Source organism: Fodinibius roseus (assembly GCF_900129315.1).
Taxonomy (GTDB): domain Bacteria; phylum Bacteroidota; class Rhodothermia; order Balneolales; family Balneolaceae; genus Fodinibius; species Fodinibius roseus.
Window position 1 is genome coordinate 57,052 of the sequence record NZ_FQUS01000023.1, and the last position, 21,603, is coordinate 78,654.

A 21,603-nucleotide genomic window follows, 5' to 3' on the forward strand; every position below is an offset into this window, starting at 1 on the left:
GTTAACTTCTTATTTGATACTCACTGGCTGTTATAAAGTCCATCAAAATACGGTCCTCACTTTTTCTCAGCTCCTCCACGGTGCCGTGCCAATACAGGCTCTGCTCTTCCAGATAAGCAATCCGGTCGGCGATTTTCAGGACGCTGTGGATGTCATGCGTTACCACAATAGAGGTAATATTCAAATTATCCGCCATAGATATAATAAGCTGATTAATCTCCTCGGATGTCTGCGGATCGAGCCCGGAAGTAGGTTCGTCATAAATCAGGAAATCGGGCTGCAGAATAGTGGCCCTCGCCAGGGCTACTCTCCTGCGCATACCCCCCGACAGCTCTGCGGGCGATTGGTCCCCCGTGCCGGTTAAATTAACCATATCCAGTGCATCTTCTACCTTTTTTTTAATCTCATTTTCATCAAAATCCGAAAAATAGCGCAGAGGGAAGGCGATATTTTCAAATGTATTGAGCGAATCGAAAAGCGCGGATCCCTGAAACAACACCCCAAAGCGCTGCCTCATTTTGCGAAGATCGACATATTCAAGTTCAAATACATTATTCCCATCAATAATCACTTCGCCCGAATCAGGATACATTAACGCATTAAAATGTTTGACCAGTACCGATTTGCCACAGCCCGACCGGCCAATGATTGCTACGGTTTCTCCATCTTCAATGTTGAATGAAACATCTTTCCAGACCAGATTTGAACCAAAACTTTTTGTAAGATTACGTATCTCTATCATAGGTCATTCCAATGATTACAAAAACACAGCAGCAAGTACAAAATCAGCTAATAATACATAAATACAACTTAAAACCGTAGCTTGTGTGGTGCTATTTCCGACTCCCTCGGCCCCGCCACTGGCATAATACCCTTTGAAACAGGAGACCGATGTTATCACAAACCCAAATACGAAAGCTTTGAGAATACCGAAGGTTACATCCCACGGAAAAAAGAACTCCCTTGCGCCGGACATAAATTCGGCCGGCGAGACCGCACCGGAAAAATAACCTGCGACCAATCCGCCTAAGATACCGGAAACGCTGGCAAATATATACAGCATCGGAAACATAATAAGACCGGCCAATACGCGGGGCAGCACCAGGAATGAAACCGAATTGAAGCCCATGGACTCCAGGGCATCGATCTGCTCGCTCACCCGCATGGTCCCCAGTTCCGTAGCAATGCGTGCGCCGACCTTTCCGGCCAGCACCAGACTCGTAATGACAGCGGCCAGCTCCATCAGCAGCGACTCTGAGGTAATGGCACCGATAATGGATACGGGAATAAAGGCGATGTCAAGCTGATATGCTGTTTGAATTGTCATCACTGCCCCGGTAAAAACACCGGTTAACAGTACAATAGGCACCGATTCATACCCAATCTTCAATAATTCATTGATCAGGTTTTTCCTATAGGTATCTACCTCGTACAACGAACGAAGCGACCGGTACAAGAGCAGGCTGTACTTTCCGAATTGTTCAAGTGCTTCCATAAAATTGTTTTATTATAACAACCATGGAAACTATTAAATTTCTATGTCGTTGTCATTTCGTACGCTTTATTTTTTCAACTATATTATAAGCACCAAAAATTGGGCTCTATATCAATCATATGAATGGATTTTACAATAATATTATCGATAATATTATTGCACTGCGCATTGTCATAGCCAGTGCTGTTTTGATAGTGATTTTTTTGATCGGTTCTTCCGGTTATCACCTGATTGAAGGCATGAACTTTTTTGAAGGATTCTATATGACTTTCATTACCATCACCACGATTGGATTCTCGGAATTGACGAATCTTTCAACCGGGGGACGGGTTTTTACCATGGGTATTTTTGTTATGGGTATCGGCGTGATCTCTTATATTGCCTCTCAAACAACGCAATTAATTTTCGAAAGTGAACTCTTCAGGTTAAGAGCTATGAAAAAGCAACTCCGGAAAATGGAAGATCATTATATTGTTGCCGGCTATGGCCGGATCGGGCACCGTATTGCCGAGGTGCTGCAGGAGGCTGATATCCCGCTGGTTGTAGTAGAAAACCAGGAAAGCAGCATTGAACGCATACGTAGTGATAAGCTCCTGTATGTCGCAGGCGATGCCCAGGATGAAGAAGTGCTGCAGGAAGCCGGTATCGAGCGTGCAAAGGGACTCATTTGTACCCTCTCCCGGGATCAGGATAATGTATTCGTAACCCTTATCGCACGCGAAATAAACCGGAATATCTTTATCCTGGTACGCACAAATCAGCACCAGAATACCAAAAAAATTCTGCGGGCGGGCGCAGATAAAGTGATTTCTCCCTATGAGATTGGAGCAGACCGCATGGCCAACGTCATCCTTCGTCCCCATGTGGACCAGTTTATTAACCGCATTCAAAGCGGATCTCCGCAAGAACAGATACAAGATCACGTGTTTGACGAGATCAAAGTCTTTGAAGGATCAGAGCTGGACGGCAAGACCCTTTCCGAGGCTCGGATTCGTCAAAAATATTTTGTTGTTATTATTGCTATCATTCCCCATGAAAAGGAACACATCCATTTTAACCCCGGCAGCGACGACCGGATATCCGCCGGCGACTCGCTCATCGTACTTGGAGATATCGAACGTATCGAGCATCTTCGTGAGGAAGGGTGCGATGATTACCGGTCGCTCTCGGAACGGGTTTCCCGGCATGCTTTTACCAAACATTTTAATTCAAAACAAGAAGATACCAACTCAGTATGATACGCTATTTAACAGCCGGTGAATCGCACGGCCCACAACTTACGGGAATTATTGAAGGCATACCGGCAGGACTCCCGATCACAGAAGATGAAATTGCCCTGCACCTGGCCCGCCGCCAAAAAGGATACGGGCGCGGGGGACGTATGGCCTTTGAGAAAGACCGTGCCGAGATCCTTTCCGGCGTTCGCTTCGCCAGGACCACCGGCGCTCCCATCGCTCTCCAGATGCCCAACCGCGCATTCGAGAAAGATGACGCCAACTGGCCCAAGGTGATGAGCAAGGAGGGAAAAGGCGAGGATGTTGATCCTATTACGGTTCCCCGGCCGGGACATGCCGATCTCACCGGGATACAGAAATACCGGTATAACGATATACGTCCCGCTATCGAACGATCCAGCGCCCGCGAGACCGCCATGCGGGTAGCCTGCAGCTCTATAGCCCGTAAATTTTTAAAGCACTTCGGCATTGAGATCGGGGGACACGTGACCCGCATCGGAAGTGTCGGTTACGAGCGGCCCTGGGAGGATATCCGGGAACTGGTGGACCCCATGCTGAGCGGTGGAGCCGAAACGGTGTTTCGCACAGCCGACGAATCGGAAGTACGCTGTCTGGATGAGGAACTCAGCCAGCAAATGCGCGATGAAATTATCGTCCGCCGCAAAGAAGGCAGCTCGCTTGGCGGCCACTGGGAAATTCTTGTTACCGGTCTTCCCCCCGGACTCGGCAGCTTTGTGCACTGGGACCGCAAGCTCGATGGACAGCTGGCCCAGGCGGTTATGGGGACCCAGGCCATGAAGGGCGTGGAAATCGGACAGGGGTTTGAGGCCGGACGACGGCACGGACAAGTGGTTCACGATGAAATCACCTACGAAGATGGGGATTTCAAACGACGAACAAACCGTATGGGAGGGATTGAAGGCGGAATCTCCACGGGTATGCCGCTGATTATTCGCGGAGTGATGAAACCGATTCCGACTATGCTTACTCCCATTTCCACCATTGATATTACTAGCAAAGAGGAGAAAGACACCCGGTACGAACGGTCTGACGTTTGCGCACTGCCACGGGCTATTGTGGTGATTGAAAGCGTTATTGCGCCGGTATTGGCAAACGCTTTTTTAGAAAAATTCGGAGGCGATTCCATTGAGGAAATCGAAGAACGGTATCAGGCTCATAAATAAACCGGCAGGAAATCCTGCCACTCGGTGGAGATCCGAGCAACCACTTCATGACGGCGACCCGGGAGGCGCGGATTTTTGCTTTTTTTAACCGCACAATGCGTTATTTTAGAGCATAAAATAGATTCTGCAACTGACCGTTATCATCGTTAAAAACGGAGATGGATAAGTCTTGGATATGAGCAAGGATCCCCAGTCAAAAATCAAACAGCTTGCCCGGCAAATTAAAAGCAATCCCGGGGACTCTTTCTCCAAGTTTGCCCTGGCCCTGGAGTTCCGTAAACAGGGGAAGTTCAAAAATGCACGTATTTTATTTGAAGACATCCTGAAACATGATCCGGACTATGTAGGCGTCTATTACCACTTGGGCAAACTCTATGAAATGCACGACCGTCTTCAGGATGCCCGGGACATGTATAAGAAGGGTATTCCCAAGGCAGAACAACAGCAAAAAAAACGAACGAAATCGGAGCTGCAGGAAGCCTTGCAGAATGTAAAAATTGAAATGGATTCATAGTACGTATGAAAATATCCTCTTTTTTTCTCTACTGGACTATATTTGTTCTTTTCCTTTGCATGCCGCAGCACCTGTCGGCACAAAGTACCACCACGCATACGATCCAAAAGGGAGAAACCCTGTTCAGTATTGCCAAACAATATGATGTCGACGTCGATCAGCTCCGGCAATGGAATGATATAACCGCTGATCAGCTGTCGGTCGGACAAACCCTCGTCGTAGGAAAAGAAGGCGAAGAAACAAGCTCGTCCGAACGTTCAGCAGAAACACAAACCCATACTGTAGAAGCCGGAGAAACACTTTTTTCGGTTTCCAAGCAGTACCAGGTTACCATTGCCGAATTGAAGGCGTGGAATAATATTTCTTCCAATAATTTAAAAGTGGGACAAACCTTAACAATCCATCCGACAGAATTGGTAGATCAACAAGAGCGATCAATCACAGTGGATAATGAAACACAACAGAATGCTACTTATCTGGTAAAAAACAATGATTCGCTTTACAAGATCGCCGAGCAACACGGCATGTCGGTCAGCCAGCTCAAACAGCTCAATAACCTGACATCCAATACCATACGGGTCGGCCAGCGACTGACCGTGCGAGCCTCTTCAGCGCCGCCCTCTGTGGCCTCTTCTGCAACGTCATCCCCCCAGGGGCAGTTCACCGCCCACACCGTAAGCGGCGGCTCTACTACGGTATCCGAACTGGTTCAGGAATTCCAGATGGATGAGGAAGAATTCAGAGCCTTGAACAGTGATATTGAGTCAGATCAACTGAGAAACGGACAGGAAGTAACGGTGCTGACGCCCGCCAGTAAAACATTCAAGAATCCCTATGTAAAAAACAGCAGCTCCCTGAGCAGCCTGGGTTCCGTATCCGTATCACATTACGATAGCGGGGAAGAAGCAACACCCACCACCAGCGGCGAACTCTACAATCCCGACGCATTGACCGGCGCCCATTCGAATATTGCTTTAGGGTCCGTCATTTTCGTAAAAAATCCGGGCTATCCCCATGGGGTCTTTGTACGGATTAATGATCGCACTTCCGGTAATGGGCTCAAACTATCCGCTGCTGCCTGGAACACCCTGCAATTTTCTGGGGCCAGTGATTCAGCAATGATCTTTCAGGAATAATGAGTACCATTATCCAGTCAATAAAACGATATTTCTCTACTACGCACACGCTGCTTTACAGCTATTTAATCAGCTTGCCGCTGTTGCTCTTATATGAGGTATTAATTTTTATCTCGCAACCGGACAGCGAGCATATTGTTCGTATTTCTGTAGATATATGGATCAAGACCCTCTTCGCCTATTTCAGCCGGGATGTGCTTTCGATTACGCTTATCCTCGTCGCCCTTAGTGGAATGTATATTCTTTACCGTGAGCGAAAAAAACTGGCCTCTCTCAAACTCAGCTACTTCATGACCATGCTGGTTGAGGCTTCGGTTTATGCCTTTTTGCTCTCTGTTCTCATTACAATTACAATCAGTAACCTCCTGCAGATGGCACAGGTATCTCCTATCGAAAGCCTTTCGCTGCTGCAGCAAATGGCTTTGTCGCTGGGCGCCGGACTGTATGAAGAACTGTTTTTCCGTGTTATCCTGGTATCAGCACTACTATGGACATTCAATCATTTCTTCTCCAAAAGAAAAACCGCCTATATGCTGGCTATATTGCTGGCGGCGCTCATTTTCAGCCTGGTACACTACATCGGATCAATGGGCGATCCTTTTACGCTTGGCTCTTTTCTCTTTCGTTTCCTGTTCGGACTGGCACTCAATGCGATATACGTGTGGCGGGGCTTTGGTATGGCTGCATGGACCCATGCTCTTTACGATCTGATGGTTATTGTTTTCTGAGAGGACGTAGCAAAACCGCTCTATCCAGTACCCTCTCTCAGTCATTTTATTCATTCCGTAATCCGCACCCTTAGATTATCGAGGCTGATCGTTAGTACTGTTAGCCCGAATGCATGGCCTAAAAACCGAACGATCCTCTTCCCTATTCTTTAAAAAAAGTAAATAGTTATACTATCTTTAAGAAAGCTTCACAAATATTTGATATGTTAGTTGAACATTTACTGTGCCTATGAGGCTCATTAATGAAACCGATTAAGATTTTAGAATCAAAATCGATATTATATTGAGTGAAACCAGTAAGCCAGGTATTCGTATAACAGGGTTGGCAATCATCAATCGTATGATTAACAGTCCTTAATCGTAAATTGTTTGGCAGTCAAAAACGAATTTAGTGGGATGGCCGAATTAACGACGGAAGAAATTCAGAAACAGGAAGATTTTGAGGAAGAGATCATTCCCCATCTGGATGCTATGTACAATTTTGCACTGCGCCTCACCTCTGATCCCAGCGATGCCGAGGATCTGGTACAGGATACGATTGTCAAGGCATTCCGATTTTTCAGCAGCTATGAGAAAGGGACAAATGCCAAGGCGTGGCTCTTTCGCATCTTGAAAAATTCCTATATCAACAACTATCGGAAGAAGTCCAAAAAGCCGAGCCAGGTCGATTATGATGAAGTTTCCACCTTCTACGAAACTATACGAGCCGAACGCACCGATACGTCTGACCTGGAAGATAAAATGTTTCGCGAGCTTATTGATGATGATATTTCCAATGCGCTGGATGAGCTTCCCGAGGATTTCCGGACGGTTGTATTGCTCTGCGACGTGGAAGGGTTTACCTATGAAGAAATTGCCAACATGCTGGATGTCCCGATCGGGACGATTCGTTCGCGCCTGCACCGGGGACGAAACCTGCTGAAGGCCCAGCTCATGGAATACGCCAAAAAGCGCGGCTACCAGCCGGATTAGGTCTTATCAGCAGCTGGCTTCCCCTCTCCCGGTATTTCACACGCTCAGAGGGCTTTGAGAAATCAAAAGTTTTGTTCATACCAAAGTTTAAAGCAACTTTAAAATTGCAGTGTATATACACTACATGAGGATGTTGAAATAACGGTTAGGACTTGTCGGCAGTCGAAGCGTTGGCATCCTCAGTTACTTCAACGGCGTCGACGGGAAAAATAATGCGCATGGTCGTGCCCCGCCCCACTTGCGTCTCATGAATAACCAGCCGTCCATCGTGATAGCCTTCGATAATACGCTTCGTCAGGCTGAGTCCGAGTCCCCATCCCCTTTTCTTGGTGCTATAACCCGGCTTAAAAATCTCATTTTGAAACTTCTTTTCAATCCCGACCCCTGAATCCGTAATGTCGATAAAAACCTCGTTTTCCTTGCGATACAGCTTGACGGTCACCTGCGCCTTCGCCGCGGTCGACTTGATGGCATCCATCGCGTTTTTGATTAAATTCTCCAGGGCCCACTGAAAAAGATCGGAATTTACTTTCGCCTGTATTCCCGAATCCAGCTGACACAGAACATCCACATGTTCGCCCAGCTGTGGCAGCCGGTGCTCCATATAATTGACCACTTCCTGCACAATAGGCTCCAGCCGCTGGTAGGTCAGCTCGGGCTCAGATCCAATTTTATTAAAGCGATCGGCCACACCCCGCAGGCGCGTAATATCATCTTCCAGCTCATTACAGATACGCTGCGTAAAATCATCTTTTTTTTCCTCCCTCAGCAGCTCGACCCACCCGTACAGGCTGGACAGCGGCGTCCCCAGCTGGTGGGCCGCTTCCTTGGTCATGCCCACCCACAAATTCGACTGCTCCGAACGGCTGATCGTCCGGTAACTCACCCAGCCGATGCCCAGCAGCAGCGCCAGCAGGCTGAGCTGGATATAGGGAAAATACCGTAGATATCGTACGGTCGGACTCTCCCCATAGTATACATACTGTCTCTGAGAGTACTCTTCGTCCCCCAACACAATTTCAATCGGTTCGTTCATGGAGGCATATTTCTCAATTAAATCCTGGTTCAGCTCTTCTTCCACATGATGGTTAAAAATAATCTCCCCCCGTTCATCCACAATAATCCGGGGAACCAGGAAACGATTTTCACTCAGCACAATTTCCTGGGTTACAAACGTCTGCGAAGCCCGATCTGCTTCAGCATCTTCAATAAGGGTAATAACACTATCCGGAACGGACGTCCGGTTGCGCAGGTAATCCACCGCTTCCAGCAGGCTCTGGCTGATCTCTTCCTGTGTGGGATCGCTTGTATATTCAATCGCCTTGGCCCAAAGCTTTACGCCCGACTGTTCCTGCTGGAGAATGCGGCTGACCAGATACTGGTTATAGGCAAATGACCCGATACCCAATAAAATAAACAGCCCGATCAGCGCTATATTAATTCGGTTTGACGTGAGATGAGGTCTCATAAAACCCGCTCAGAGTAATTATCATACAGTTAAAACTACCTCAAGGCAGAGCCATCGAGGCATTGCTTCGAATGTGCTCCGAAAACGTTATTTATTATTTTCGACCAAAGGGCCGGGGAATCAGATCACCTGATTATTAAACAACATCATATATGTTACAAAATAAAAAAGGCATCACCGAATGATGATGCCTTTTTATACTTTTTTGTTAAGAGGCTATGCAAAACCGGGACTTTTGGTTACTGTCGGGACCAAAAGGAAATTGGAACGCTGCATATACCCCATATGTAAACGATAACACCGACATTATGGCAATACCGGTGAGGTTACAAAATCCTCTGTAATACCACGCTATGCGGAAGCTTTCCTCTTTTCATAGACAGGAGGCGCATCATTATCGATCGTTTCTTTTGTGATAACACAACGCTCGATATTCTTCATTGACGGAAGGGTAAACATAATATCCAGCATAGCGGACTCCATAATAGAACGGAGTCCCCGGGCACCGGTTTTACGTTTGAGCGCCTTTTCCACGATACGTTCAAGAGCCTCTTCCTCAAAAATAAGCTCCACCCCTTCCATCTGGAACAGTTTTTTATACTGCTTGGTGAGCGAATTTTTGGGCTGTTCCAAAATTTTAATCATCGCACTCTTGGAAAGCTGGTGCAGTCCGGAGATCACCGGAAGACGACCGATCAATTCCGGAATCAACCCATACTTCTGCAGGTCCTGCGGCTCGACATAGGTAAAAATATCGGGATCCTCCCGGTCAAACGTCACCTGTTCCTCGGAATGGAAACCAAGCGAACTCACCGACAAGCGCCGTGATATTACTTCCTCCAGTCCGCTGAAAGCCCCCCCGCAGATAAACAGGATATCCGAGGTGTCCACCTGGATAAAACTCTGCTCCGGGTGTTTTCGTCCCCCTTTCGGCGGAATATTAGCCACGGTACCTTCCAAAATCTTAAGCAGTGCCTGCTGCACACCTTCACCGGATACATCGCGCGTTATTGATGGATTGTCGCTTTTGCGAGCCACTTTATCCACCTCGTCGATGTAGACGATACCACGCCGGGCCTGCTCGACATCATAATCCGCCGATTGCAGCAGGCTCGATAAAATGCTTTCCACATCTTCGCCCACATAGCCGGCTTCGGTAAGCACTGTTGCGTCGGCAATGGTAAATGGCACGTCAATGATGTTGGCCAGTGTACGGGCCAACAAGGTCTTACCGCAGCCGGTGGGTCCCAGCAGCATGATATTGCTCTTCTCCACTTCGGTGTCGTCAAACTCGTCCTGCAGTTCCGAGGTGATACGCTTATAGTGATTATACACGGCTACCGAGAGCGTTTTTTTAGCCCCTTCCTGCCCGATGACATACTCATCGAGTTTGGCCTTTATCTCTGCCGGCTTGAGCAGCGGCTGGTAATTCTTTTCCCGCTTTTTAGACATCGATGCCAGATCACTCTTTACAATGCCGGAAGCATCGGCTACACAGCGGTCGCAGATATATACGTCGTCCGGACCGGCAACCATACTATTCACTTCATGGCTCGACCGGCCGCAAAAAGAGCAGTGAATAGTATTATCATTATTATGTTGTTCCTTGTCACTCATAATCTTCAGTTGAAGTATTGAAAATTACTTTTTTTCTTTTTTATCATCCCGCTTCATAATGTTGTCAACAAGACCGTACTCCTTCGCTTCTTCCGCGCTCATCCACTTGTTGCGATCGGAGTCTTCCATGACCTGTTCCGCATCTTTACCGCTGTGCTTCGCCAAAACATTGCTTATGAGCTTCTTAATCCGGAGGATTTCCTGTGCTTCAATCTCAATATCACTGGCCTGGCCGCGAACGCCTCCGAGCGGCTGGTGAATCATCACCCGGGCATTGGGGAGCAGGTTGCGTTTGCCTGCTGCTCCGCCGGCCAGGAGCACAGCACCCATCGAGGCAGCCATTCCCACACAGGTCGTCGCAACATCACAGGTGACATACTGCATGGTGTCATAAATGGCAAAGCCGGCAGACACCACGCCGCCCGGACTGTTAATATACAGGTTGATATCTTTTTCATGGTCCTCGGCCTGCAGGTACAACAGCTGAGCAACGACGGAGCTTGCTACGGCATCATTAACCGGCGTTCCCAAAAAGATAATACGATCTTTAAGCAGTCGCGAATAGATATCAAAAGCGCGTTCGCCCCTTTCGGTCTTCTCAACCACCATGGGCACCAGGCTGTTGTTTTGGATCCGGGAAACGTCTGCATCTTCAATATTAGGTACTTCGTATAAAGGTTGCTTGTTCATAATCTTTTTAAAAAATAAGACTTAATTACGTTCATTAAAATAATGGTAGAGGAGTTCTCAGGCTTTTACTTTCTCATCATATTTTTCCTGGTAGGTCTCCTTATCGATTTCGCTGATCTTCACTTCATCCTTCAGCTTCTCAAATACTTTATCTTCACGAATGCTGTTGCGAAGACTTTCCAGCTGTTGTGGATTCTGTGCGAACAGATTTCGCATCTGATCGATCGTAACCCCGTATTGAGCCGCCTGCATTTCCAGATGCTCATCTATATCTTCGGGTTTTATCTCGATATCATCAAATTTTTCCTGTAATTTTTCATTCAGAAAAAACCACTTGGCATCGCGCAGCGCGCGATCGTGGATATTTTCCTTATAGGCTTCTTCATCAAAATCAGCCGGCAATTCACCCCCTGATTCCTGCCGGACGCGCTGCACAAACTGGTTTTTAACCTGGCTCAGAAATACGTCCGGAACCTCCAGGTCATGTTTATCAACAAGCTCATCGATTACATCGTTCTTAAAAAGATCATCAGCTGACTGATCGTAGTAATTCTGGATGCGACTTTTGACCAGACTCCTGTATTCATCGGTATTCTTGGCTTCCCCGTCGCTCTGCTCTTTGGCAAAGGCATCCGTCAGTTCGGCTTTATGCAATTTTTCCACCTTCTTGACAACCAGCAGGAAATCGTGGATATGATCGTCATGGCCTACTTCCACTTCTACTTCATCGCCGATGGTATGCCCCGCCAGCTCATCCCGAAACGGCTCCGACTCTTCCTTGTTCAGGTCAATGACCTCTTCAGCTGCATTCTCCTCATCCGGCTCGCCATCCTCCAGCGGAATAGCGTCTACGGTTACTCTGCTGGTTTTCGTGATTTTTTCATCGACCTCTTCCCAGCTGCCCTGCTGCTCAAGCTGGCGATTAATTTCCTCTTCCACCTCTTCATCCGTCACGTCATGGACCAGGCGATCAACGGTAATTACACTCAGATCTTCCAGTTCAAAATCGGGACGGGCTCCTATTTTAAATTTAGCCTCAAGTTCATCATTTTCCCAGATCAGGTCCAGCATTTCGCTTTCTCCTATCGGATCGTGCTCCGGGACGACTTCCTCTTCAAAGATTTCCTGAACATATTTATTAATTTCTTCCTGCTCTATTTCATCACCGAATCGTTTTTGAACGATCTTCAGCGGCACTTTACCGGGACGAAAACCGGGCATGTTAATCTGTCCCCGGTATTTTTTATAAGCCTCTTTAAACTTCGGCTCCAAATCTTCGCGCCGGGCAGAGATTACAATTTCTTTGTCTACAGAGGTAATATCATTTACGGTTATTTCCACGGAGTTACTCCAAAAAATATTTAAATTAGAACGGTAAGAGTTTCAAAATAATGTTTCTTTATATAATATGTACGAGAGGGGGGACTCGAACCCCCACGCCTTAAAGGCACTAGATCCTAAATCTAGCGCGTCTACCAATTCCGCCACTCTCGCTATACGCTAAACCTCCTCCACCTGTTATTTACGGGGGTTTCAGAGCCACGAAAACTACAGCTTTTTTGCTCTTTTTTCAACATAAATAATTCCCACTAACCTGCGGATAATACTATGAGAGGATCGTGTATTTTTGTAGCTTACCCCGTTTAGAAAAACCTAACGTACTAATTTTGTATTATGTTTTTTAATCTTCGTCTCGTCTATATTACCACCGGCAGCAAACAGGAGGCAAAGGCTATCGGGCGTTCACTTGTTGAAGAAAAACTCGCAGCCTGTGTCAATATTGTAGATGGCATGGAATCCATTTACCAGTGGGAGGGAGAAATTGTTGAAGATCAGGAAACCATTCTCATTGCAAAGACCCCTTACCACAACGTAAAAGAACTCACCGAACGGGTTAAAGAACTGCACAGTTACGACTGCCCCTGTGTTATTTCCCTGCAGCTTACCGAACAGGAAGGCAATGAAGAATACCAGCACTGGCTAATTAAGAGTTCCAAAAAACAACAAATCGATTATGAAATAGAGGATATTTGACCCCTCTATTTCCGGTGCAAGCCGCATTCTGTTTTAGACTGCTCGCTCCACCTGCCCTCGCGTCCCACCCCGGGCGCCGTGCAGTGCGTACACCCGACCGAATGATATCCCTTTTCCTTCAGGGGGTGCTGTGGAAGCCCGTGACCCGCAATGTATTCCCGGACCAGTGAGCTGCCCCAGTCAATTAACGGGTAAAACTTCAGCATTTCATCCTGCCTGTCTATAATCCGGAGCGTACTGCGGTGCCTGTTTTGAAATCCGATCAGTCCCGACATCCAGACATCATGCTTCTCTTTAATTTCTTTGATCGGCTCAACCTTGTTAACCCGGCAGCACCGGCCGGCATCCTGACTCCAAAGCTGCTGCTGCTCCGTCATCGCATGCCGGCGGGGATCGGGACGCAGGTCTATGACATTCAGATCCAGCAGGCGGGTCAGACGCTTTTTATACCTCAGGGTCTCCTCAAAGTGATAGCCGGTATCAATAAAATAGATCGGATGATCTGGCCTGATCCGGCTCACAAGATGTAAAAGGACCGCCGAGGTCGTCCCGAATGAAGAAGTGACCAGCACTCCTTCGAAGGAATTAAAAACCTGCGCGACACGCGCATCCACAATTTTGGTCGAAAGCGACTGATTTATCTTTTCTTTATTGACAAGATACATATAGATTCCTTTTTGCGACTGTATTGTACAATTTTTAAATCAATTCCCAATCTAACAGTGAATACGCTAAAAGTCGAATATAATAAAAATATCTGCGAAGCCACCATTGATCGTCCCAACACCCGCAATGCCATCAACTTCCGGGTAATGCAGGAACTGGAGGAGCTGCTGACTGAAATCGAATCCGACGGCAACACACGATGCCTTATTCTGACGGGCTCAGGAGAGAGAATCTTTGTCTCCGGGGGAGACCTCCGGGAATTTCATGCCCTGAAGAGTGCAAAAGAAGCCAAATCAATGGCCAGGCGCATGCTGAGTATCCTGACGCGCATCGAAAAGCTGCCATGCTGGACGATTGCCAGCGTGAATGGCCCGGCCTTCGGCGGCGGGTGCGAGATGATGCTTGCCTTTGACTTTCGGATCGCCTCGCCGGACGCCTTCTTCGGATTTACCCAGGCCAACTTTTACCTGCCTCCCGGCTGGGGCGGGTTAACGCGACTCGTTGAGCGCGTAGGCCGGTCAACGGCGTTACGCTGGCTGGGAAAAGCGTCCATCGTACAGCCCCGGGAGGCCCTGCAGCATAAACTCATCGACCGGGTGGCAGCACCGGGACAGCTGCGGAAGGAAGCGCTCGCCTGGGCCCGGGAGCTCTCTCATAATGACCGGACTTTTATCCAAAATCTCAAAGAAGGAGCCCTGCGGTTGGCACAAGCGCGCTGGAAATCTATCGCAGCAGAGCTGGATGCTTTTGCCGAATGCTGGGAAAGCGAGAAACACCGGGAACGGGTACGACGGTTTTTAGAGCAGCAGTAACACACCTTAACCCGCGACTCCGGCGTCAGCCTATTCTTTCACCTTTTTGCGCAGGTACATCTTGGTTTCATAGTGACTACCCTTGCGGTACAGCTCCACCCGCATTGAATCACCTTCCGTATACTCTCTGAATAACGCCTGGGCATGCATCTTGCTTTGCACCCGCTCATCACCGATTCTCAGGATGATATCGCCCGGCATTATGCCCGCCTCATAAGCGGGCCCGTCTCTGTTGACGCTTTGAACCAACAGAAGCCCCGGGAAACCTCTGAGGTTATATTTAGCCATCAATTCATAGGTCATCTCAACGGTGGTAAAACCGGGATCAAAAGGCAGCTGCACCTCTCCCGACGATACCAGCTGGCGAATGATTTTCTGCACCCGGTTGCTGGGGATGGCGAAGCCCAGTCCCACAAAGCCCCTGCTGGTCCCGCCCGTAAAGATGAACGTATTGATACCGATCACCTTTCCCTCGCTGTCGACCAGGGGTCCCCCGGAATTCCCCCGGTTGATAGCGGCATCGGTCTGGATCATATCCACATATACCCGGGGCTCATTGGGATTGGGACGAAAATCACGGTTCGTAGCGCTTACGACTCCCACCGTAACCGAAGGCTGGGCCGACTCAAAAAGCCCAAACGGGTTCCCCACCGCCAGCGACCATTCCCCCACGATCACATTGTCGGAATTGCCGAATTCTACGGTCGGGAACGTGCGATCAGCCTCCATCTTGAGAAGCGTAATGTCAGCCAGCTCGTCCGTTCCCAACACTTCGGCATCATATTGTTCTCCGTCGGGCAGGGAAATAACCACTTTTTTGGCATTCGTTCCCGCCACATGCTGGTTGGTCACAACCAATCCATCCTGACTGATAATAAATCCCGATCCCATACTGTTGACCTCCCGCTCTATCGGGGCGAAAAAAAACCGGTTATAATACTGGTCGAATCCAACCCGGCGCCCTTTTTGCACCACTTCCGTGACAGTAATACTTACGACAGCGGGACTCACATTCCTGACCGCCCGGGTGATCGCCGTTTGCCTGCTGTTGTCAATAGAAGAGCTCGTGGATTGCGGGACCGAAACGCTTTGCCCCGCCTCACCTTCCTCCTCATCCGAGGCCGATGCTGCAGATGATGACTGCAAGGAGGATATCGTGGTCCCCGCCTCCTGCGTAACCGGCTCCCGTTGCTGCAGGAGGGCATCACTCTGACGAGGAGCATTCGTGCAGCTCGCACTCATAAGCAGGAACAGGAATAGAAAGGTACTGTAAACTGGATGCTTCATCCGTCTCAAGGTCTCTGGTGTTACGACTTATCTATGCTTACCAGTTGCTTGGAGCCAATTTCAACAATTTCTTTGATGGTCTCTTCAAGCGGGCCCGGATGCCATGCACCCGAGGCCTTTTTATGACCACCGCCACCAATTTCGCGCGCCCATTTGTTGACATCCACGTCATCGCTTTTCGATCGCAGACTCATCTTCACGCCGTCACCCAGCGCTTTAAACAGGATGGCGGCTTTGATACCGCGTACACTCAACGGGTAGGCTACAAAGCCCTCGCAGTCGTCATTGGTGGTATTGGTTTCCTGGAGCATTTCTTCGGTAACGTACATGATGGCGATTTGATTGTCCTCAAACAATTCAATCGTTCCCATCGCCCGGCTGAGCAGGTGCAGCTGGTTTAAGCTCTTGTTCGAAAACACCTTTTCAGCCACTTCATTGGGTCGGAACTCCCCCAGTCGCAACAGTTCTGAGGCAATATTCATGGTCTCAGGCGTAACGCTGTCGTACTGCAGCGATCCGGTATCCGTCAAAATACCGGTATAAAGCGCCTTTCCCACCTGTTCATCCACCTGGGTCACATCATTTTGCAGAAAGAGATGAAAAATAAGTTCGCAGGTCGATGAAGCTTTTTCCACGGAAATACTAAACTCAAATCCGTCATGGGGATCGGGATGGTGGTCCACCATATAAGTTGGCTTGGGATCGTCCTGTATGTAATCCGAATAACTGCCAAACCGTTTAGGCGAGTTCCCATCCAGCACAACATAGGCATCGCACTTTTTAAGCAGTTTCTCGCTGGGCTGTTGTATGGGAAAATACTCCGCAAGCCATTTCAGATTCAGGGGGACGGCATCGTCATTAAAGGCATAGGCTTTGATACCGTTTTTTTTCAGCCACAGGCAGGTAGCGACTTGCGCGCCAATGCAGTCTCCGTCGGGACGTATATGTGAGTACACGCCCACGGTGCGATACTGCTTTAATTTTCGGATGAGTTCTTCAAACATAATAACGGATTAGACCGCAAAAAATAAGCTTATTAAAATGGTACATAGCTTCGAAGAAAGCAATATTTTTTTCGGGTTAAAATCTTACTCCTTTTTACGTATTATACCTTCTCTGTCGCTTTTACCGGTCAACGCAACTATACTGCCGTAATGAAGTCCATACTCATCCTGTGCAATGGCAACCCACCCTCTGAACGTCTTTTCAGGGAGCACTATAACCCCGCAGACTACCTGATTGCCGCCGACGGCGGGGGGAATATTGCCCTGAATATGGGGATTGACCCCGATGTCGTTATCGGGGACCTCGACAGCTTTATACCGGATCCCCCGCATTCCTTTGAGGTCATTCGCCGGGGCGATCAGGAAGCCAACGACCTCGAGAAGGCGCTCAGGCTGGCCCGGGAAAAAGGCGGGGAGCGGATCACCATACTGGGTGCGACGGGACACCGTCTCGATCATACGCTAAAAAATCTCTCCGTACTCAAACAGTTTAACAAGGGTTTTGAGCAGATCCGCATGGTAGACAATTTCGGGGAAACCCTGCTTATCCCCCGCTCCTTTCGCAAAGTGATGGGGATCGGAACGCAGGTCTCTCTCTTTCCGCTTTCCGGAAAAGTGACAGGAATTACCACGTCGGGACTCCAGTACCCGCTTTCACAGGAAACGCTTGAAAACGGCGTGCGGGATGGTTCATCAAACCGGGTAGTCGGCCGCCCCGTTGAAATAACGTATGACAAAGGCGATCTGCTGCTGTTTGTAGCCACCCGTTGAGCAGTAGGCAGCCAATAACCGGCAACCCATCATCAACACCGGAATTCGAAATATTTTGTTGATTATGGCCTTGTTCATTATTGCAAATGAAACGTATATATTGTGGGGTTCAGTATTACAGGCGGTAATAAACTACCCGAGGCAGAGGCGCCTGGGTAATTTCGGCTTTCCCCTGCACATGTTACTTGTTATTTCCGGCCCGGCCGGACGGGGAATGAGACCACCTCCATATGACAGCGGGTTATGAAAATGAAACAAAATCTTAAAAGATACGGTTTCGATATTCTCAGGTGGACGGCTAAAATTCTGGGGGTCCTGGTAATCTGTTCGATCATTTCCGTCCTGCTCATGCGCTGGATCAATCCTCCGACGACCTCTTTCATGATGCAGCGGTCGATGTCCGCATGGTGGAATGGGGAGGAGGACTTTGCTTTGTATTACGAGTGGACGGACTGGGACGAGATCTCCTCCCACGTCAAAATGGCGGCCATAACCTCGGAAGATCAGAATTTTGCCAATCACTGGGGAATCGACCTCTCATCCGTCCAAAAAGCGCTGGAAGAGTACGAGCGGGGTGATGATCTCCGGGGAGCCAGCACCATTACGCAGCAAACTGCCAAAAACTTATTTCTCTGGCCCGCCCAATCCTACCTTCGCAAAGGTATTGAAGCCTATTTTGCCCTACTGATTGAGCTGTACTGGCCCAAAAAACGCATTCTTGAAGTCTACCTGAATATTGCTGAGTTCGGCGACGGCGTCTATGGCGTGCATGCAGCGGCGGCGCAATATTTCAATACCACTCCCGCACGCCTCTCCGGGACGCAGAGTGCGCTCATGGTGACGGCACTGCCCGCACCCCGGCGCTATAGCCTGGCAAACCCTTCCGGTTATATGCTCCAGCGCCGCGACTGGGTGATGCGGTATATGAATTTACTGGGCAATGAGCGCTACCTGGAAAAGCTGGAATGAGTCGCTAATGAAGCGTAATCAAATCCAGGATAATCGCATCCGCAATTTTAATGCCCTTGTCGGTCAGTTTAATGCGGGCATCAAAACGGACTTTCTGCTCTTCTGCGCGCGCTTTCAAATAGGAGGTCTGTCGCTCGCTAAGCCGGTACTCATATCGATGGTTCAGCTCTTCCTTGGTAATGCCTTCGCGGGTTCGGAGTCCCATCATCAGGCGCTCTTCGGCCAGCTGCTCCAGGGTCAGGGCTTCCCGGTCGCTGCGGATGTCCCCCCCTCTCAGGTACCCCCGTAAATCGGGCTTCTGCTCCCACCGAACCGCCTTCTGGTCCCACCAAAACGAGTGGGCAGCCGGACCCAGTCCCAGGTAATTCCGGTGCCGCCAGTAGCTGCGGTTATGCACAGCTTCCCGTCCCGGCCGGCTGTAGTTACTCACTTCATAGCGCTCAATCCCCTGCGCCTTCAGCCGGTCGTTAATCACATCGAAATGATCCGCAACCTTATCCTCTTCCGGCGGTGCGATCCGTCCCAGTTCAACCTGCTTGCCAAGCCGTGTTCCCGGTTCTATCGTCAGTGAATAGGCCGAAATATGCGGCGGGTCAAAGCCAAGCAGCAAGTCCAGGTCACGGTTCAGATCCTCAAGGCTCTGACCCGGATTCCCATAGATGATATCCACGGTATAGGAATCGAAAGCGGAGGCCTGGAGCAGCTCCAGGCAGCCGAGGGCCTCCCGGCGGGAATGCGCCCGGTTCATAAATGCCAGTAAGTCCGGCTGAAAGGTTTGCACGCCCATACTCAGCCTGGTCACGCCCAACCCGTGGAGCGCCTGCAAAAATGCGGCATTCACATCATCGGGGTTCACCTCGAACGTAAGCTCCCGGATATCCAAAGCAAAGACCTCGCGGATTTCCGCCAGAATATCCTCAACCTGCTTTGGTTCAAGAAGAGAGGGTGTTCCGCCCCCGAAATAGATAGTTTCCACCTTCTCGGATGCAAAGGGACTATCCTTATAACTTTGAATCTCTGACAAAAGCCGCTCCACGAAGTGCTCCCGCTCGGAGGTACGCGTAACAAAATAGAAGTCGCAGTACGAGCAGGCCTGCTTACAGAACGGGATATGGAGGTAAAGTCCGGACAGGGGGAAAAATTAGGAATTAGGAATTGGAGATTGGGGATGGGAGATTTAAATTAGAAACCGGCAGTGGTAATTCAACCATGGGAAGGGAATATTTTAGTTATTTTTTTCGTAAAATGGATTCTTATCGTAGGTATCTTTTTGCATGTAGGCACGGGCATAGGTTACGTAGTTATCGGAATGCTCTTTGATGGAGACGATCTCTTCTTCGGTCAGTTTACGCTTCTGCCTGGCCGGGGATCCCATATACAGGTAGCCCGATTCCAGTCGCTGGCCGGGCGGTACCAGGCTTCCGGCCGCAACAATCACATCTGACTCAATTATGGCTTTGTCCAGCACAGTGGCGTGAATACCGACAAGTACACGGTCGTGGATAGTACAGCCGTGAACCATGGCATTATGCCCGATCGTCACCTCATCGCCAATCGTTGTGGGACCCGTTTGATTCATTACATGGATGCAGGTGTTATCCTGTATGTTTGTCCGCGCACCGATCTCGATCCAGTTGACGTCGCCGCGGATGGTCGTGTTAAACCAGACGCTGCTCTCTTCTCCGAGGGTCACATCGCCTATCATATCTGCACTTGGTGCCACAAAAACGGATTCGGGATAATCGGGTTTTCGGTCGAGAAACTCGTAAATCATAGTCATCTGTATTAATAGATTGCCGGACCGCCTTTGATCCGGATTTGCCGGGCGGTGATCCGGGCAAAACAGTACGTATTCAATGGTCTTAACATAACCAAATCCGCCGTACTTCGCTATTCAAATGCCCCGCCTGTCAGACCGGGTTCCATGAAACGCCACTGCAGCGCCGGCCTGGTACTCCAGGCTGCCGACCGGGAGGGATTTCCTCCTGTTAGCCGCAATAACAGAAAAAAAAGTGCTTTAAAAAGCAATTGATGTGATTTTCAGAGGCCGTTGAAAAACCAGGGGATTTGTTCAACAGCAAAGCCTGAGCGAGTTCAAAGCCATACTGTATATACAGGTGATATATGAGGATGTTGAAACCGCGAACATGCAGCCATTGGGCAAAACAACGGTTTTACAAAGGTCTCTTTTATCTCGAATTCCCTTTTTGAACCAAAAAATTTTAACCTGCTATTGATGGACTGAAAAAAAATATATACCATACAAAATGTTCATTAGTCATTTACGCGTTCATTAACAAACATGCTGATGAACGCTGATCAACCTTCTTTACCGTTAGAAGTACGACAAGAGACGCTACAGGCACGTATAATCGCTCCATTAGTACCGAGAATATCATACTCCTTCTGGCAGTATACTGCGTGCCGCATATAATCATCAGATATCAGAACCTATTAACTTTATCAAGAGAGAATCCTATGTCTTTCAAAGCAACCCTACATATCGAAGATCAGGAACTGAATGTCTTGCAGTGCAAGTATGAAATTTCCCAGGCAACTGACCATAAGGGAAAACCATCGGCCCGCCCCAGGGGCGGCATCATAAACGTGCTGGTTGAATCAGATTCCAAAACGTTCCTGTTCGACTGGGCCACCTCTGAGACACAAATCAAAAGTGGTGATATCACCTTTGTAAAGCGCGATACCATGGGCAAGATGAAACAGCTGCAATTTGTGGACGCCTACTGTGTGGAATTCAGGGAAGAGTTTGTTGCCAGGGGCGACGAGCCCATGCAAATAGAACTGATGCTTTCCGCCAAAGAAATTTCGTTTGGCGGCTCCTCCCGGCATGAAAACCACTGGTAATACCTAAGTACAAATAAAGGACTCCAACTTGTATTTCCATACCCGCCCCCCCGTATCAGCGGATGTCCGGTATCTGCAGGGATTCGCTCCTTACTCTCGTTGCTGTACATCTGCCTGTGTTCATATGGGGCATTGACCATAAGGCTGATTATGCAT

At 48.8% G+C, this 21,603-nt stretch carries 22 protein-coding genes and 1 tRNA gene; 11 read left to right on the top strand and 12 right to left on the bottom strand.

Annotated elements, in window-relative coordinates:
- Position 1: 1 nt before the first annotated feature.
- Both BUB16_RS17325 and BUB16_RS17330 read right to left on the bottom strand, forming a co-directional pair.
- The gene (locus BUB16_RS17325) at positions 2-742 is read right to left on the bottom strand and encodes an ABC transporter ATP-binding protein (RefSeq protein WP_073067411.1); all 741 of its coding nucleotides are present in this window, start codon (positions 740-742) and stop codon (positions 2-4) included.
- Between the two features lie 15 nt (positions 743-757).
- Positions 758-1,495 (bottom strand): MlaE family ABC transporter permease, encoded by a 738-nt coding sequence (locus BUB16_RS17330; protein WP_073067413.1) that lies wholly within the window; start codon positions 1,493-1,495, stop codon positions 758-760.
- 119 nt (positions 1,496-1,614) lie between these two features.
- On the opposite strand from BUB16_RS17330, the gene BUB16_RS17335 reads away from it, so the two are divergent.
- From BUB16_RS17335 to BUB16_RS17360, 6 genes are all read left to right on the top strand, one after another.
- Entirely contained in the window at positions 1,615-2,733 is a 1,119-nt protein-coding gene (locus tag BUB16_RS17335; protein ID WP_073067415.1) for a potassium channel family protein, read from the top strand.
- The gene (gene aroC, locus BUB16_RS17340; protein ID WP_073067417.1) at positions 2,730-3,914 is read left to right on the top strand and encodes a chorismate synthase; all 1,185 of its coding nucleotides are present in this window, start codon (positions 2,730-2,732) and stop codon (positions 3,912-3,914) included. Before BUB16_RS17335 ends, aroC begins: the two co-directional genes overlap by 4 nt.
- A 175-nt stretch (positions 3,915-4,089) precedes the next feature.
- The gene (locus BUB16_RS17345) at positions 4,090-4,428 is read left to right on the top strand and encodes a tetratricopeptide repeat protein (protein ID WP_073067419.1); all 339 of its coding nucleotides are present in this window, start codon (positions 4,090-4,092) and stop codon (positions 4,426-4,428) included.
- Between the two features lie 5 nt (positions 4,429-4,433).
- Positions 4,434-5,564, top strand: coding sequence for a LysM peptidoglycan-binding domain-containing protein (locus tag BUB16_RS17350; protein WP_073067421.1), 1,131 nt, complete (start codon positions 4,434-4,436; stop codon positions 5,562-5,564).
- Positions 5,564-6,292, top strand: a complete 729-nt coding sequence (locus BUB16_RS17355) for a CPBP family intramembrane glutamic endopeptidase (protein ID WP_073067423.1) — start codon at positions 5,564-5,566, stop codon at positions 6,290-6,292. Before BUB16_RS17350 ends, BUB16_RS17355 begins: the two co-directional genes overlap by 1 nt.
- 396 nt (positions 6,293-6,688) lie before the next feature.
- Positions 6,689-7,264: a sigma-70 family RNA polymerase sigma factor gene (locus tag BUB16_RS17360; protein WP_073067425.1), complete on the top strand. Its 576-nt coding sequence runs from the start codon at positions 6,689-6,691 to the stop codon at positions 7,262-7,264.
- Between the two features lie 145 nt (positions 7,265-7,409).
- Here BUB16_RS17360 and BUB16_RS17365 read toward each other — a convergent pair whose 3' ends face one another.
- From BUB16_RS17365 to BUB16_RS17385, 5 genes are all read right to left on the bottom strand, one after another.
- A complete protein-coding gene (locus tag BUB16_RS17365) occupies positions 7,410-8,732 on the bottom strand; it encodes a sensor histidine kinase (protein ID WP_084088396.1) in 1,323 nt (440 codons plus the stop codon).
- A 351-nt stretch (positions 8,733-9,083) separates the two neighbouring features.
- Positions 9,084-10,349 (bottom strand): ATP-dependent Clp protease ATP-binding subunit ClpX, encoded by a 1,266-nt coding sequence (gene clpX / locus BUB16_RS17370; RefSeq protein ID WP_073067427.1) that lies wholly within the window; start codon positions 10,347-10,349, stop codon positions 9,084-9,086.
- Between the two features lie 24 nt (positions 10,350-10,373).
- Positions 10,374-11,039, bottom strand: coding sequence for an ATP-dependent Clp endopeptidase proteolytic subunit ClpP (clpP, locus tag BUB16_RS17375; protein WP_073067428.1), 666 nt, complete (start codon positions 11,037-11,039; stop codon positions 10,374-10,376).
- 57 nt (positions 11,040-11,096) lie between these two features.
- Positions 11,097-12,380, bottom strand: a complete 1,284-nt coding sequence (gene tig / locus BUB16_RS17380; protein ID WP_073067430.1) for a trigger factor — start codon at positions 12,378-12,380, stop codon at positions 11,097-11,099.
- Positions 12,381-12,450: 70 nt separating this feature from the next.
- Positions 12,451-12,533 (bottom strand) — tRNA-Leu (locus tag BUB16_RS17385).
- Positions 12,534-12,713: 180 nt separating this feature from the next.
- Between BUB16_RS17385 and cutA the strand changes: the two genes are divergently transcribed.
- On the top strand, positions 12,714-13,073 hold the full coding sequence (gene cutA / locus BUB16_RS17390; protein ID WP_073067432.1) for a divalent-cation tolerance protein CutA: 360 nt from the start codon (positions 12,714-12,716) through the stop codon (positions 13,071-13,073).
- Positions 13,074-13,078: 5 nt separating this feature from the next.
- On the opposite strand, the gene BUB16_RS17395 is transcribed toward cutA, so the two are convergent.
- The gene (locus BUB16_RS17395; RefSeq protein ID WP_073067434.1) at positions 13,079-13,738 is read right to left on the bottom strand and encodes a phosphoadenylyl-sulfate reductase; all 660 of its coding nucleotides are present in this window, start codon (positions 13,736-13,738) and stop codon (positions 13,079-13,081) included.
- A 57-nt stretch (positions 13,739-13,795) separates the two neighbouring features.
- Here BUB16_RS17395 and BUB16_RS17400 point away from each other — a divergent pair, with 57 nt between their 5' ends.
- Entirely contained in the window at positions 13,796-14,551 is a 756-nt protein-coding gene (locus BUB16_RS17400; RefSeq protein WP_073067436.1) for an enoyl-CoA hydratase/isomerase family protein, read from the top strand.
- 30 nt (positions 14,552-14,581) lie between these two features.
- Here BUB16_RS17400 and BUB16_RS17405 read toward each other — a convergent pair whose 3' ends face one another.
- Positions 14,582-15,838, bottom strand: a complete 1,257-nt coding sequence (locus BUB16_RS17405; protein WP_244545737.1) for a S1C family serine protease — start codon at positions 15,836-15,838, stop codon at positions 14,582-14,584.
- A gap of 20 nt (positions 15,839-15,858) precedes the next feature.
- Positions 15,859-16,842, bottom strand: a complete 984-nt coding sequence (locus BUB16_RS17410; protein ID WP_073067439.1) for a DHH family phosphoesterase — start codon at positions 16,840-16,842, stop codon at positions 15,859-15,861.
- Between the two features lie 150 nt (positions 16,843-16,992).
- Here BUB16_RS17410 and BUB16_RS17415 point away from each other — a divergent pair, with 150 nt between their 5' ends.
- Positions 16,993-17,613, top strand: a complete 621-nt coding sequence (locus BUB16_RS17415; protein ID WP_073067441.1) for a thiamine diphosphokinase — start codon at positions 16,993-16,995, stop codon at positions 17,611-17,613.
- A 249-nt stretch (positions 17,614-17,862) separates the two neighbouring features.
- Positions 17,863-18,582 carry a monofunctional biosynthetic peptidoglycan transglycosylase gene (gene mtgA, locus BUB16_RS17420; protein ID WP_073067482.1) on the top strand — a complete coding sequence of 240 codons (720 nt, stop codon included), beginning with the start codon at positions 17,863-17,865 and terminating at the stop codon, positions 18,580-18,582.
- A gap of 4 nt (positions 18,583-18,586) precedes the next feature.
- Here the strand turns inward: mtgA and hemW are convergent, their stop codons facing one another.
- Positions 18,587-19,714 carry a radical SAM family heme chaperone HemW gene (hemW, locus tag BUB16_RS17425; RefSeq protein ID WP_073067443.1) on the bottom strand — a complete coding sequence of 376 codons (1,128 nt, stop codon included), beginning with the start codon at positions 19,712-19,714 and terminating at the stop codon, positions 18,587-18,589.
- Between the two features lie 93 nt (positions 19,715-19,807).
- A complete protein-coding gene (locus BUB16_RS17430; protein ID WP_139240359.1) occupies positions 19,808-20,356 on the bottom strand; it encodes a gamma carbonic anhydrase family protein in 549 nt (182 codons plus the stop codon).
- Positions 20,357-21,060: 704 nt separating this feature from the next.
- Between BUB16_RS17430 and tssD the strand changes: the two genes are divergently transcribed.
- The gene (gene tssD / locus BUB16_RS17440) at positions 21,061-21,447 is read left to right on the top strand and encodes a type VI secretion system tube protein TssD (RefSeq protein ID WP_073067449.1); all 387 of its coding nucleotides are present in this window, start codon (positions 21,061-21,063) and stop codon (positions 21,445-21,447) included.
- Positions 21,448-21,603 lie beyond the last annotated feature (156 nt).

Bases quoted from the DNA above. Each gene is read 5' to 3' on its own strand.
- BUB16_RS17325 (WP_073067411.1), bottom strand. From the start codon at position 742: ATGATAGAGATACGTAATCTTACAAAAAGTTTTGGTTCAAATCTGGTC.
- BUB16_RS17330 (WP_073067413.1), bottom strand. From the start codon at position 1,495: ATGGAAGCACTTGAACAATTCGGAAAGTACAGCCTGCTCTTGTACCGG.
- BUB16_RS17335 (WP_073067415.1), top strand. From the start codon at position 1,615: ATGAATGGATTTTACAATAATATTATCGATAATATTATTGCACTGCGC.
- aroC (WP_073067417.1), top strand. From the start codon at position 2,730: ATGATACGCTATTTAACAGCCGGTGAATCGCACGGCCCACAACTTACG.
- BUB16_RS17345 (WP_073067419.1), top strand. From the start codon at position 4,090: ATGAGCAAGGATCCCCAGTCAAAAATCAAACAGCTTGCCCGGCAAATT.
- BUB16_RS17350 (WP_073067421.1), top strand. From the start codon at position 4,434: ATGAAAATATCCTCTTTTTTTCTCTACTGGACTATATTTGTTCTTTTC.
- BUB16_RS17355 (WP_073067423.1), top strand. From the start codon at position 5,564: ATGAGTACCATTATCCAGTCAATAAAACGATATTTCTCTACTACGCAC.
- BUB16_RS17360 (WP_073067425.1), top strand. From the start codon at position 6,689: ATGGCCGAATTAACGACGGAAGAAATTCAGAAACAGGAAGATTTTGAG.
- BUB16_RS17365 (WP_084088396.1), bottom strand. From the start codon at position 8,732: ATGAGACCTCATCTCACGTCAAACCGAATTAATATAGCGCTGATCGGG.
- clpX (WP_073067427.1), bottom strand. From the start codon at position 10,349: ATGAGTGACAAGGAACAACATAATAATGATAATACTATTCACTGCTCT.
- clpP (WP_073067428.1), bottom strand. From the start codon at position 11,039: ATGAACAAGCAACCTTTATACGAAGTACCTAATATTGAAGATGCAGAC.
- cutA (WP_073067432.1), top strand. From the start codon at position 12,714: ATGTTTTTTAATCTTCGTCTCGTCTATATTACCACCGGCAGCAAACAG.
- BUB16_RS17395 (WP_073067434.1), bottom strand. From the start codon at position 13,738: ATGTATCTTGTCAATAAAGAAAAGATAAATCAGTCGCTTTCGACCAAA.
- BUB16_RS17405 (WP_244545737.1), bottom strand. From the start codon at position 15,838: ATGAAGCATCCAGTTTACAGTACCTTTCTATTCCTGTTCCTGCTTATG.
- BUB16_RS17410 (WP_073067439.1), bottom strand. From the start codon at position 16,842: ATGTTTGAAGAACTCATCCGAAAATTAAAGCAGTATCGCACCGTGGGC.
- BUB16_RS17415 (WP_073067441.1), top strand. From the start codon at position 16,993: ATGAAGTCCATACTCATCCTGTGCAATGGCAACCCACCCTCTGAACGT.
- mtgA (WP_073067482.1), top strand. From the start codon at position 17,863: ATGAAACAAAATCTTAAAAGATACGGTTTCGATATTCTCAGGTGGACG.
- BUB16_RS17430 (WP_139240359.1), bottom strand. From the start codon at position 20,356: ATGATTTACGAGTTTCTCGACCGAAAACCCGATTATCCCGAATCCGTT.
- tssD (WP_073067449.1), top strand. From the start codon at position 21,061: ATGTCTTTCAAAGCAACCCTACATATCGAAGATCAGGAACTGAATGTC.